9 protein-coding genes, 1 pseudogene and 2 CRISPR repeat arrays are annotated in these 12,932 nt (G+C 40.2%); of the genes and pseudogenes, 2 read left to right on the forward strand and 8 right to left on the reverse strand.

Features of this window, described 5'->3' with window-relative positions:
* Nucleotides 1-99 precede the first annotated feature (99 nt).
* Nucleotides 100-491: a CRISPR direct-repeat array (repeat unit 28 nt; unit sequence GTTCACTGCCGTACAGGCAGCTTAGAAA).
* A 129-nt stretch (nucleotides 492-620) separates the two neighbouring features.
* The 8 genes and pseudogenes from C5471_RS13430 to C5471_RS13465 form a co-directional block, all read right to left on the reverse strand.
* Nucleotides 621-1,418: a PhzF family phenazine biosynthesis protein gene (locus C5471_RS13430; protein ID WP_133814649.1), complete on the reverse strand. Its 798-nt coding sequence runs from the start codon at nucleotides 1,416-1,418 to the stop codon at nucleotides 621-623.
* Between the two features lie 284 nt (nucleotides 1,419-1,702).
* Nucleotides 1,703-2,090: direct repeats of the CRISPR family, unit length 28 nt; unit sequence GTTCACTGCCGTACAGGCAGCTTAGAAA.
* Nucleotides 2,091-2,213: 123 nt separating this feature from the next.
* The gene (locus C5471_RS13435; RefSeq protein ID WP_133814650.1) at nucleotides 2,214-2,588 is read right to left on the reverse strand and encodes a helix-turn-helix domain-containing protein; all 375 of its coding nucleotides are present in this window, start codon (nucleotides 2,586-2,588) and stop codon (nucleotides 2,214-2,216) included.
* Between the two features lie 3 nt (nucleotides 2,589-2,591).
* Nucleotides 2,592-2,894: a type II toxin-antitoxin system HigB family toxin gene (locus C5471_RS13440; protein ID WP_133814651.1), complete on the reverse strand. Its 303-nt coding sequence runs from the start codon at nucleotides 2,892-2,894 to the stop codon at nucleotides 2,592-2,594.
* Nucleotides 2,895-4,990: 2,096 nt separating this feature from the next.
* Entirely contained in the window at nucleotides 4,991-5,275 is a 285-nt protein-coding gene (locus C5471_RS13445; protein ID WP_133814652.1) for an Imm53 family immunity protein, read from the reverse strand.
* Nucleotides 5,272-5,676: pseudogene (locus C5471_RS13450) on the reverse strand (RHS repeat-associated core domain-containing protein); the annotation flags it as partial. The gene C5471_RS13445 and the pseudogene C5471_RS13450, both read right to left, overlap by 4 nt.
* Before the next feature lie 21 nt (nucleotides 5,677-5,697).
* Nucleotides 5,698-6,156 carry a DcrB-related protein gene (locus C5471_RS24390; RefSeq protein ID WP_339959284.1) on the reverse strand — a complete coding sequence of 153 codons (459 nt, stop codon included), beginning with the start codon at nucleotides 6,154-6,156 and terminating at the stop codon, nucleotides 5,698-5,700.
* Nucleotides 6,157-6,940: 784 nt separating this feature from the next.
* Nucleotides 6,941-8,002: an alpha-xenorhabdolysin family binary toxin subunit B gene (locus C5471_RS13460; RefSeq protein WP_133814653.1), complete on the reverse strand. Its 1,062-nt coding sequence runs from the start codon at nucleotides 8,000-8,002 to the stop codon at nucleotides 6,941-6,943.
* 50 nt (nucleotides 8,003-8,052) lie between these two features.
* Entirely contained in the window at nucleotides 8,053-9,279 is a 1,227-nt protein-coding gene (locus C5471_RS13465) for an alpha-xenorhabdolysin family binary toxin subunit A (RefSeq protein ID WP_133814654.1), read from the reverse strand.
* A 1,214-nt stretch (nucleotides 9,280-10,493) separates the two neighbouring features.
* Between C5471_RS13465 and menD the strand changes: the two genes are divergently transcribed.
* Nucleotides 10,494-12,167 carry a 2-succinyl-5-enolpyruvyl-6-hydroxy-3-cyclohexene-1-carboxylic-acid synthase gene (gene menD, locus C5471_RS13470; RefSeq protein ID WP_133814655.1) on the forward strand — a complete coding sequence of 558 codons (1,674 nt, stop codon included), beginning with the start codon at nucleotides 10,494-10,496 and terminating at the stop codon, nucleotides 12,165-12,167.
* Entirely contained in the window at nucleotides 12,164-12,931 is a 768-nt protein-coding gene (gene menH, locus C5471_RS13475) for a 2-succinyl-6-hydroxy-2,4-cyclohexadiene-1-carboxylate synthase (protein WP_133814711.1), read from the forward strand. Before menD ends, menH begins: the two co-directional genes overlap by 4 nt.
* Nucleotide 12,932: the final 1 nt, after the last annotated feature.

Genomic DNA, 12,932 nt, shown 5'->3' on the forward strand with positions numbered 1-12,932 from the left:
ATTTATTAAGGGGATTAAACTCTGTTTATAAAAAGGGTTTTTCTCCTTTATAGTGACTTTGCTCTTTAATAATCAATAGATTAAAGTTAATATGCAACAGTTCACTGCCGTACAGGCAGCTTAGAAATCGAATATTCAGACGGGTGGCACTTACATTCCGTTCACTGCCGTACAGGCAGCTTAGAAAAAACTTGTTCAGCAAAGCGCAGGATGACATCTGTTCACTGCCGTACAGGCAGCTTAGAAAGCATGTACCAATATTCCGTCAAAAGCCGGTAGGTTCACTGCCGTACAGGCAGCTTAGAAATCGTCAACGTATTCATCATCGAATAGATAGGCGTTCACTGCCGTACAGGCAGCTTAGAAAAATACCTCACTTGCGGCGGCGGCGGGGGGCTCAAAGTTCACTGCCGTACAGGCAGCTTAGAAAAAGTTTCATTGGTCGGTGCTCGTAATGAAAGAGTTCACTGCCGTACAGGCAGCTTAGAAAGTGTTTCCCGGTTACTTTTTTCTTAAGGCCAAGTTCACTGCCGTACAAGCAGCCAGAGAGTTTTGCTTTATTAACAAAATTCTCTTTCTCTTATAATCTTGCATCAATAATCTATGTTGAGTTTCTTATCTTAGGAAATAGCTGGGAGATCAAGGATTATATGCCCATAGGAAAATAATTTGGCTTTTCCTAGCAAATGTACTCGATCTCCGTGCAATTCACACACAATGTCCCCACTTCGTTTTGACAATTGACGTGCATATAACCGTTGTTTGTTTAAACGGTTACCCCAAAATGGGGCGAGTACACAATGTGATGAGCCGGTTACTGGATCTTCTGGCACACCTTTAGCGGGTGCAAAATATCGCGAAACAAAGTCAATTTGTTGTTTACCTTGTGCTGTTATAGCAACTCCTGGTAAAGGCAAAGCCGCTATTTTGTCGAAATTAGGTTTTGTATTTAGAACGTGTTCTGCGGTTTCGAGTAAACAAATATAGCGATTATCAGAGACGAGAAGCTCAGATATTTTTTGACCAAGTGCATTCTCAATATCTGCTTGCAGAATGGACTCTTCTTTATAGGTAACTTTGGGTAAATCAAGTTTATAAGTACCGTTGTCATGATAAACGGTAATAGCGCCAGAGTGGGTTTGAAATACGATAGGATTATCAGTAATGGCTAGATGTTCAACCATCACAAAAGCTGTAGCTAATGTAGCATGTCCACATAAATCTACTTCAACTTTGGGGGTAAACCAACGTAAGTGATTACTAACTAAAAAGGCCGTTTCGGAGAGATTGACTTCCATAGCAATGGATAATAGAGCTTTATCTGAAAGCCAGTGATCTAATATAACAACAGCGGCGGGATTGCCAGAAAATGGGAGATCTGTAAATGCATCAACATGATAGATGGGAAATGAAGTCATTTGATTCTCTTTTAAACAGAGTTGATTATAGAAAAAGCGTGTCGGTATTCTTCAAAAATTACCGGCTAGTTTGTAGCAACTATATGTAATATATAAAGAAGAGTAAAATAGTTAGTTTTAAGATAGTTGACCAGAGGTAGGATGCTATTTTTGACCCTTTTTTATCAGCTAATGATAACTTATTGATTTATTTAAGAGGTTAGAGTCTGCTTAAAAAAAGGGTTTTTCTCCTTTATAGTCACTTTGCTCTTTAATAATCAATAAATTAAAGTTAATATGCAACAGTTCACTGCCGTACAGGCAGCTTAGAAAATCGCCAGATGTTCCAAACGCCCAAGGCTACCGTTCACTGCCGTACAGGCAGCTTAGAAATCCGATTAATTTAAATCACTGGGCTACACATAGTTCACTGCCGTACAGGCAGCTTAGAAAATATCCCAGAATTTCACGACCTCTCTCACAAAGTTCACTGCCGTACAGGCAGCTTAGAAAGTGCTAATACAATTCCGTTGCGATCAGTTACTGTTCACTGCCGTACAGGCAGCTTAGAAAATCCAGTAGCAAGCATTACTGGACCACGGGTAGTTCACTGCCGTACAGGCAGCTTAGAAATTTATTTCATTGAAGCAAAGATTAGAGTTGCCGTTCACTGCCGTACAGGCAGCTTAGAAAAAGGTTAAATTTCTATTTCTTTCCTTGGTTATAAGGGATTAGGGGTACTGATTTATTCTTATCTTAATAACCGCTATTGGATTTGAAATCCGTAAGCCACGAATGGTTTATAAAACTAGCCCCTTATGGAGCTGGTTTTGTTGGTTTTATTAGGACATCAGCAGGAATACCAAACATACTGTGTAAATTCCGGATCATGGATAATGTCAGATTACGCTTTCTATTGAGAACTTCATAAACACGGTTGGATTTGCCGATAGTGGGTTCCAAGTCTTTAACTGTTAATCCTGATTGCTCCATTCTGAATTTAATGGCCTCGATCGGGTCTGGTGGGTCGATTGGATAGTGTTCTGCTTCGTATTCTTCAATGAGCAGAACTATCACTTCTAAAAAATCAAACTCAGGTGTTCCAATTTCAGGTTGATTATCAAACAGGGGTGAAATGGCTTCAAGTGCCGCTTTATAGTCTTGTTCTGTTCTAATGGGTTTAATGTTCATTGTTCACTCCGGTTCTACGGTGCTGGCATTTATGGCATCGTATTGTTTATGTGTGCCGAGGAATTTTACGTACATCCAACATGCGGGATAAAAGATAGAAACTATCAGACGGTAATTGTTTCCCTTAATGTTAAATACCACGCGATTATTTTTTAGGATGTTCGCATTACAGTATTGAGCCTTGATATCTGCTGGTGTCTTCCATGAGGCTTTTTTTGCCTCGTAAAACCAAGCCTTTAGTGGTTGTTCTGCGTCGGGATACTTTTCCCAAAATGTTTTCAGTGATGCAGCGGATATTATTTTCATAAATCTTACCTTAGTCCCATTTTGGGATTCACGTAAGTGTTTATTGCCCATTAATTGCGATTTTTTTATGCCCCATGATGTGTAAGACCAAATTACGTAACAAGTTTATGTGACTTTTTAATTAAAAAACAAGAAAATCCGTGGAATGAGAATAGTGGTATTCGCTATTCATCCTTTTAACATTGTTCACTTTCTCTTTTTGCGGGCATTTCCTTTTTTGGCGATCGCAGGCGTCTTTTTATCGGTAATTAGTCAGCGAAAAATTAAAGAAATCTAGTCCCATTAATGCCAGATTTTTAAAAAATAAAGAGGGATTGAAAACGGTTTATCCATTTTCATATTTAAACACTTATCGATGATGTTATACTCCGCTTATTTCACATTTACCTAACCTGCCATGACTCTTTAAAAGCGAAAATGTAGAGTGATTAAAGATTTTATATAATGGATGGTAGAATTACATAATAAATGCAACATAATTACTCTGCGAGTAAACAAGTTCATATTCGATTAAATCATTTATTTGCGGATTTTGTTGTTCCTATTTTTCACGAATAATTATTTAACTGGCTGATAAAGAATTCACTCTCCGATTGAAAACGTTATTAAATTTGGTTCTTTTTTTAAATATATTGTCTGATTAACCTATTATATCTTCTTATGTGTCTTTTTACAGGGTATATAAGCATTAATAAAGCCAATGCTTTTTCTCATTTTCACTGATAGATTTATGATGGGTAGGTTTTTAACCTCTGGTTTTAACTTGTATAATAAAGTTTTAGCCATTGTTTTCATTGTTTTTAACACTTGCTTTTTGTTAAGTTTAATCATCATGGTATATTGTATTTTTTTCGGATAATATTCTTTTTCTCGCTGATTTATTTTAAGTTTTTCGCTAATGGTTAATGTAATTTAAAAAAACTGCGCTTATAATTAAATCTGTCTTTTATATACAAGCTTTAATGCTTTGATAATCGTGCTTTTTAGTGATTAGATAGGTTAGGAAAATGTAAAATAAGTGGAGTATAGAATCACGGATAAACGAATTAAACCGGGCCGGGTAAAAAGTGAATTCTGCCTTGGGTTTTGTGAGGGGTAGGTTTTAAACTGTTATTAAAAATCATTTTATAATTTATGGTTTTAAACGGTATAAAGTTTTAACCGTTGTTTTTATCCCTTTTAACACCTGCTTTTTGTTAAGTTTAATCATCATCGGATATCGTGTTTTATGTTTAACGAACGCGGATTATATTCACTTCTTATCTTTTCTGATGCTGTTAAATAATTGGCGAGAAAGCGCTTTAATATCCGTTTATTTGGGTAATGTTATTTTGCGTGCGATTTCTTTTCAACTTTGGATTAATGGGATTAAATACCATTAACTGTCCTCTGAAAAGTTGCATTTATTGCGTTAAACCCGTTTTTGATATAAAAGCTTTAATGCTTTGGTATTCTCGTTTTTAAATGATGATGACAGTTAACCTGTTATCGGAAGTCGTTTTTTTACTCGATGGATTTAATTGGTATAAAGTTTTAACCGTTGTTTTTATCTCTTTTAACGCCTGATTTTTGTTAAGTTTAATCATCATTGGATATCGTGTTTTATGTTTAACGACCGTGGATTATATTCATTTTTTATCTTTTCTGATGTTGTTAAATAACCGACGATAAAACGTTTGATACTCATCTATTTGGATAATATTCTTTTACGTACACCTTCATCGGTACAGGTAATTTCCGTCAGCTGCCCGTTCAGGTTATAGCCCAGAGTCAGCACCGGCCCGTCACTGGTGAATAAATGGATACCGTCCCCCCGAATTGTGCATCCTTATCCTTTGCAGCGCTTTTACGCCAAACACCTGAGGTAGGAGCCGGATGCGTTAGTCGCGCACGTTCGGATCTGTGAGGGGGGTAGTCGGTAACGGCTATTCCTACCGCGACCGGAGACGCGCCTGTGCAGTGAATGATGATGAGGCGTGGCTGATTAAGGATGCGATAGGACGGCTCTAGTCTGCGTTGGCGTATCACGGGTATTCTCCACGGTAAGAACAAAAAGCCGGAAGATCATGGGGATCTTTCCGGCTTTAATTATATTTCTACACTTTATCAAGCCATTGTGCTGCATATTTCAGTATTGTCTCTAAATTTGCAATACCTCCATATCCTTTAAATTCTCTTTCACTTGCCTTTATATTTACCCAATCGGCATCAGTGTTATTTACAATAATATTTAATGGGTTTTTCCCATTTTCTCCTGATATATTAACCTTCCAACCAGGATTATCTAATGTACTGATATCAAAACCATATTCATGTTCCCACATTCCATCGCATTTAGATTGATACCAGTTTTGAAGGTGTTCAATGATATTATCATTCATTTTAATATCCCTTGTTTTTTAGCTAGTTCTCTAGCTGTACGTATATCTTGCTTAGTAGCAGGTCTGGCTACTTCCTGCTTTTTCAAAGGAAAACGTTTTCCATTAGGAGCTATATTTATTGGTGAAGTTTGAACATGTGGAGTTGGTATATCCGTTTGGGTTATTTTATCAAAATGCGCCCTACCTCTTAAATCTATATGCCCCATAGTTGTTGGAGTTGAGAATGTCACTGTATTTTTATTAAGTTGATTAGCTAACTCCTCTGCCATTTCTTGAGCATTTTTAGACTTATTACCAACATCTTGGCAATTTTTACCTGCCAACCCGAACGGATCAATCCACGATACCGGATTATGCACGTAACTGTAAGGATTTACTCCTCCGGCTAACCCGATCGGATCTTCGGCACTATCCCGACGCCATCATACGGTTGAGCGGATTTTTCCCCTTGATTTAGCCGCCTTTTTCTCCGCCGCTGACGCGGGTTGGCGGGTGCGGGCTGGCGAGGCCCGCAGGTCAAGCATTTTAACAGGGAAGCCCCCTGGGGACTGCACGGAGCGGAGCGCAGTGCGAGCCGCGCGCAGCCAGTGCAGCAGGGGTGGGGCCAGCTTGCTGGCCTGCCTTTTTTTCTCATCCAGCCGGAATACGGCCTGATATTGATAGACTTGTTGGCCTTTTTTGGGCCGATAACGGGAAAGCAGCGCGGTGCCCTGCCGCAAGTTATCGCCCAGCGTCGCGGGCTGCTCTTCCAACAATTGCCAGTTGCGCAGACCGTTTTTCAACAGACCTTTTTGATGGGTGAGGTAACCGGGGAGCTCTTCGCCTTCGATTAACTGATCACGCGAGATATTCAGCGCCGGGGCTTCGGGCGCGATGAGGATGTTGACCGTCTGTTCCTGATAGCCTTCTTGCTGCCTTCAGTGAACCGACAACGGGCTTGATTGTCCATCTTTCTTTCGTCTTATGCAGGCATACCGAACAGAGCAACAACATTGATAATCCTGATTAAACAAATGCAGGGCGTCTCCCCTTATCAGTCATCAATAAATTTATACAATCAATAATGTTGTCCGTTTAATATTCAGACAAAAAGATATAATAAAAAATCGGCTATGTCTTGATTACACGGAGAATTAATCACCAATAAATGTAATAAAATGCGATTTATGTCACAAAAGATGCCGATAATCTCGCTGGAAACCGGTTTTATATTAGCTAAATCACTAAAGCTTTATTCAACCTAGTTACCTTGCCCGGTTGATAGACTTGGTATTAATCACCAGAGAAGCTTAATGCTGTATTTTTTATGATATTGAGAAGAATCAACTCTGTTTAAGAATAGCTGGCTTAAAAGCGCACAGATGTGGCTGATAACCTAAGCCATTAAGGCCAGCTATTATTTTCACGTCTTTATCAGAGATTGATTTAATCTGATTGATATTAGCTGTAATTCCAACGCTTCATTAATCAGATTTGCTGTCATATTATCAGATACTTTAACGTGAGCCTCACTGCAACTTTGGCCCGGTAAGGTGGTCCTTACCGGGTGATTGTCAGTTGTTGATAACGCTCTCTTCCCCTTGAACTGCACTTCACACAAGTTTCATTGATTCATTGTGCTCATGCCTTGTACTGCCTGATGAAGGCTCAGGGAGTAAGTGGTGTTTAGCTCAATAGGAGCGCGCTGTATTGTGATTCCAGATTATTAAGGAAGTTCAGCTGATTATGTATGAGTTTGGTCAGATCTTGCTGGCCGGTTTTACTGTCTATTGTCTCCTGTAATTGATTGGCAAATATACTCCATACTTGTTCCAGTGTTGTTGCCTGGCTCAGTAGTGTGGTGCGTTCTGTCTCGATTTGCTGTGCAGCGCCGATACCGGTAATCCGCTTTTCTGTCTCTTTCAGTTGAGTTTTCAGGTTATCGGACACCTTATTCAACTGAGTGATTTGCTCATCCAGTTTGGATCTGGCATCAGCTAATTCTATATATTTCAGCCCTTTAGAAATATTGTCGAGAATCTTTTTGGCGATTTCAATTCCCTGTTTAAGTGCCTGTTTGATGGCCTCTTTTTTAGGGTTGCTGATGTCCAGTTTGTCCACTTCGCTGGCATTGGGAATGTAGTCCTTGAACATGTCAGCCAGATTGTATTGGCGAATGACATCTTGGCTTGCGATGATTTTGTCGCGGTTTTCGGCCAGTTTGGCTTTTTCTTGCTCTTTCTGGGCAATATCAGCTTGCAGTTCCACTTTTCGTGCTTGTTGTTCTTCCAGGACTCCTCCCAGACGTTCTGAAATCACAACGTTACGCACATCGGCAATTTTGCTGGCCAGTTGGTTAGCTTCATTATGTAAGTTGAGAATAACGTTTTTGACATCTTTATTCAGGCTGTGGATCTGCTCTGAACGTGCTTCTAACAGCGTATTCCGGGTTTCATCGTCCAGCTCAGAATTTTCCAGCTCTGCATCAATTTCGAGGATGGTCTGAAAGTATTCTTGAGGAGGGAGCTGCCGCAGGACAGTTTGCAGGTGAGGCACAGAGATACGTACCGTTTCGTCAAGATCACGGCTGTATATGCCGACCCGCAGCGTTTTTTCCTGGATTATTTCAATGCCTGAAGTTTGCTGTTGCACCAGACGCCAGATGTTTTTCACCGCTTGATTCAAGGTTTTTATGTTGATTTCTGGATAAGCAGCAGAGTTTTGTGGAAAAGTAATAATTTCAGTCATTTTAATGCTCCTTTTTTCTATTTCCTATGTAATACAGTGGAGAGTTGTGATTAGTTATAGCGCTGTTTGTACTCTTTCAACGCCTCATCGAAAACCCTGACCAATTGTTTAGCGGAACCTTCTACCTCTTTCCAAGGGCTTATCACTTGCTGGAATTTGGTGATAAAAGAGGTCAGTTTCAGCGCGTCGTTAATTTCGGCGAATTTATCCCTGGAGGCATTGATCTGAGTTAGCATGGATTGCCACATGTAATCCAGGTGGTTCAGTGCGACTTCTGCGTCCAGCAAACGGGTATCAATGTCGCTAAAATCAATAGACAAGCTGGCCATAGATTCTTGCAATGCACGTTTACCTTTGATGCTTTCTTCCAGGCTGCGCACTTCTTTGATCAATGCGTTTTTCCGTTTACGTACTTCTTCTGCCTTAGCACCAAAAATACCACCTGTAATAGCAAGGCCAATAAGCCCCGCAGCGATGCCGGAGAAAGCCAAGCCCACGAATTTGTCGTAGTCTTTCTTAAGTTGAGTGATTTCTTCTTTTTTCTCGATAATTTTTTCATCGAGATCTTTGATACCCACTGACATCTTATTGTCTTTCATCAGCCTTTTCTTATTTTCTACTTGTGGCTGTAAACCAAATGCAATGCCGCCATTTGAGAGTCTGCCGCCGATCAGTTTTAGCTTGAAATCAGATACTTCGGTTCTGACCTTTTCGGTTTTCTGCTGCTGTTTTTGAATATCGTTCTTCATGTTATCCAGGATTTCTTCCAGTGCGTGCGACACCTCTTTATCTTCATTGGTGTAGGTGATACTGGCTAATTGGTTATTCGATAATTCTCCCAGTTTCTTCTTTATGCGTTCAATAATTGGCATCTCATTAATGATGCTGATGATATTCCCTCCGGTCTCGGTAATTTGTTTACCGACAATTTCCAGATCGATACTCTGTTGCATAATATCGTTTTCCACTCCGCTCCAGCTAAGTGAGTGAATGCGGATTTCTTCAAATAAAGTATGAATATCTTCTGGTTCCAATCCAGGAATATCGACCCTTTGGTAGCCTAGATAATTTTTCACTTCCTCTAGATTAAAAGGCAGTGAAAGACCTTTCTTAACATACAATTTGATATTAATAAGGTCTTCTTTGGTAAATATTCCACCGGGGCGGGCAACACCTGCTTGTTTACCTGTCAGTAATTGCAAGGTAGCAGAGGGAATATCTGTTTCATTCAGTGTTTTTTCCGCTGGAAGTTGAGCTAATAACATATATTTCTCCATTAGTGGTTATTGCTGCATTGAAAAAATTATTAAATACATCAAGGCACAACCGGATGTCATAATACCCATGCTGTTGAATTTACGTTGTATTTTTTATTGAATAATCTTAATTAAAAATACATTGATTAGCGTGATTTTTTGTTGAAAAAATAGTTTAATATATAATTTTAATTAAACATTTGTCTGTATTTTCATCAGAATTAAATTTAGGTGTTTTTAATATATAAATATGAAATTAATGGAATTAAATATTGTTGATTTTTTTATGGTTGATAGTTAAGCTTGAAAATAATACTTTGGTTTGCTTGTTAATTTGTTATGAGTTTTTGTGTTCTTTCTTGATGTTAGTATGATAAATATAAAATATTTAAATACTGTTTATGTGAAAATGTATTTTAAAACAAATAATTACATTTGTGTTGCTATGTTATGATTATATAATCTCTTCCTTTTTGATTTAAAAGGCAGGTAATACGATCTTTTTATAAAGAATAAGCTGGATGTTTTTTGATTTACCGTTTATGGCGTACTTAAAAAGTGGGTAAGATTGCACCCTATTTATCTTGTTTCATGGAATAAAGATTCAGAACCCTATTTTAACTAAAGTATTAATTGTTCATATAATGGCCGGAGTTAACAAGTAAGGGGGAGAGGGTTATAATTCTATTTTACTATTTTGCAAATAAGATATGTTTTTTAGAGAAAGGATTTTATTCGGAGAATACAGGTTTGTTTTATTTCCTGGCTTATAATAACGGTCTTTATTTAGTAAATTTTTAGCAGTAAGTGAAAGCGCCGCTTTATTGAAAATCACATAATTCAAAGTGATTATATTAATGAATTTAATATTCGTTATCAGAAGGGCTAAACGTCTGATTTATCCTGTTTTCAGCATTGGAGAGAGCTTTCGCTGCTAACGGAATTGAACACATATAACTACACAAATAATCAGGGCTTTAATTATTATTAATGCTCCGTATAATCCTACTTTTTATCATGTCTTTTGGGGCAAAGGCTGGAGACGGTAGTGATTTAACACTGGGTGAATCATTATCTGCTGTACAGCTTATGGCCGCAAGTGGTCAGATAAAGCACAGTAGTCGGTGAAAACAAGTTTTCGATTAAATGGCAATTCATTGAACTAGGATAAAGAAAAGATTATCCGTATCGTTAGGCTGACAGCGAGTTTTTATCAATGTTTTTTTGAGTAAAATATGTCAAACAGCGCATTTAACCGCCGCTGGGCGGAACTTTTATTGGAAGCACTTACCCGCCACGGATTACGTCATGTTTGCATTGCGCCAGGTTCACGTTCCACGCCTTTAACAATGGCTGCGGCGGAGAATAACAAACTGATTTGTCATACCCATTTTGATGAACGCGGGTTAGGCCATCTGGCACTGGGATTATCTAAAGCAAGTAAAGAGCCGGTCGGGGTTATCGTCACTTCCGGGACTGCGGTGGTAAATCTCTATCCTTCATTAATCGAAGCTGGCTTAACGGGTGAACGTGTGGTTTTCCTGACTGCCGATCGGCCACCAGAATTGATAGATTGTGGTGCGAATCAAGCTATTCATCAGCAGGGTATTTTTGCTTCTCATCCATCTCAGACAATTTGTTTGCCAAGACCAACAGACGATATTGCTGCAAGCTGGCTGGTTTCTGTCATAGATAATGGTATGGCGAACTTGCAGCATGGGGCCTTGCACATTAATTGCCCATTTGCTGAACCGTTATATGGTAATGAACAGCCTTCTTATTATGAGTGGCAGCAACAGTTAGGCAACTGGTGGAAAAGTAATAAGCCCTGGTTAAGTCAGCCGGCAATCTGTGCGGTGGCAGAAGTGCCTGATTGGCGCTATTGGCAACAAAAACAAGGGGTTGTACTGGCTGGACGAATAAGTGCTGAAGAGGGGATTTATGTTGCTGAATGGGCAAAAACATTAGGCTGGCCGCTGATTGGCAATGCGCTTTCACAAACCGGGCAACCATTGCCTTGTGCCGATTTATGGTTGGATAATCCTCACGCACAGACAATTTTGGCGCAAGCGCAACTGATGGTCCAGTTTGGTTCCAGTCTGATGGGAAAACGTCTGTTACAGTGGCAGGCTAAATGCCAGCCGGAGGAGTTTTGGATTATTGATCCCATTCCAGGCCGGCTTGATCCCGCCAATCATCGAGGCAGAAAATTAACCTGTAATATTGCTGACTGGTTACGGGCTCATCCGGCACAATTGCGTACATCGTGGGCAGAAGAGCTCATAATCTGGTCAGAGAAAGCAGTTAACTGTGTCAGAACAGAATTAGCAGGGAAGTTCAGTGAAGCTGCCGTAGCTTATCAATTACATGAATTACTGCCTGAATATGGACAGTTATTTGTGGGTAACAGCCTGATTGTTCGTTTGATCGATGCGCTTGGGCAATTACCGGCAGGGTATCCGGTCTACAGTAACCGGGGTGCAAGCGGTATTGATGGATTGATTTCCACTGCGGCTGGTGTGCAACGGGCAACAGCAAAGCCAACTTTGGCGATTATCGGTGATTTATCTACACTTTATGATCTGAATGGCCTGGCATTGTTGCGTCATCCTTCCGCGCCAACCGTATTAATTGTGGTAAATAATAATGGCGGACAAATTTTCTCTTTACTGCCTACGCCGGAAGAGGAAAGGCAACGTTTTTACTGTATGCCTCAGTACGTTAATTTTGATCATGCGGCGGCGATGTTTGGTTTGAATTACGCCAGTCCACAAAGTTGGGCTGAATTGCGGCAATGTACTGAACAGGCATGGCAACAAAATGAAACCACGCTGATTGAACTGAAAGTGCCAGGTAGAGAAGGGGCTGAGTGTTTGCAACAGCTTTTAAAACAGGTGGCTATGTTGTGAGTCTGGCTGGTCGCAAGTTCAACCGTCACAATGACTGCCCCTGGCTGGTTTGGTTGCATGGATTATTGGGCAGTGGCGATGAATGGTTGCCATTAGTGAATCTGTGCGCTCATTATCCCTCATTGGTAATCGATCTGCCTGGTCATGGTGATTCCAGGGATGTTCGGGTAAAAAATTTCACCGATATGAGTCGTCTGCTGTCTGAAACGTTAACAGAACAGCAAATTGATAAATACTGGCTGATTGGCTACTCGTTAGGAGGCCGTATTGCCATGAATCATGTCTGTTATGGTGATATTCAGGGATTGTGTGGGTTGCTGGTTGAAGGAGGAAACCCTGGTTTGTTTTCCCAACAGGAAAGGGATGCCCGTCTTGAACATGATAGGCGTTGGGCCAGACGTTTTCGTTCTCAGCCGATTGAACAGGTTTTGTCCGATTGGTATCAGCAGGCGGTTTTTTCTGATCTATTACCTGAACAGCGCCGGCAACTGATCAACGTGCGCAGTCATAATCATGGCGGTGGTGTGGCTGATATGCTGGAAAATACTTCGCTTGGATACCAACCCTGGCTGGTGCCTGAATTGCAACAATTGACGTTGCCTTTTACTTATCTGTGTGGCGAAAAAGACGAAAAATTTCGGCAAGTAGCAAAGTACTGCGCTTTACCGCTGCAAACCATTGCGCATGTTGGGCATAATGCTCACCGATCGAACGCGGCGGCGTTTGCTGCGGCAGTAAACCATTTTTTATCACTCTTTGATTGAA

The sequence above is a fragment of the Photorhabdus tasmaniensis genome (genome assembly GCF_011189505.1).
In the GTDB taxonomy this organism is placed as follows: domain Bacteria; phylum Pseudomonadota; class Gammaproteobacteria; order Enterobacterales; family Enterobacteriaceae; genus Photorhabdus; species Photorhabdus tasmaniensis.

Excerpts from the sequence above, each read along its gene's own strand:
- C5471_RS13430 (WP_133814649.1), bottom strand. The coding sequence starts at position 1,418 with ATGACTTCATTTCCCATCTATCATGTTGATGCATTTACAGATCTCCCA.
- C5471_RS13435 (WP_133814650.1), bottom strand. The coding sequence starts at position 2,588 with ATGAACATTAAACCCATTAGAACAGAACAAGACTATAAAGCGGCACTT.
- C5471_RS13440 (WP_133814651.1), bottom strand. The coding sequence starts at position 2,894 with ATGAAAATAATATCCGCTGCATCACTGAAAACATTTTGGGAAAAGTAT.
- C5471_RS13445 (WP_133814652.1), bottom strand. The coding sequence starts at position 5,275 with ATGAATGATAATATCATTGAACACCTTCAAAACTGGTATCAATCTAAA.
- C5471_RS13460 (WP_133814653.1), bottom strand. The coding sequence starts at position 8,002 with ATGACTGAAATTATTACTTTTCCACAAAACTCTGCTGCTTATCCAGAA.
- C5471_RS13465 (WP_133814654.1), bottom strand. The coding sequence starts at position 9,279 with ATGGAGAAATATATGTTATTAGCTCAACTTCCAGCGGAAAAAACACTG.
- menD (WP_133814655.1), top strand. The coding sequence starts at position 10,494 with ATGTCAAACAGCGCATTTAACCGCCGCTGGGCGGAACTTTTATTGGAA.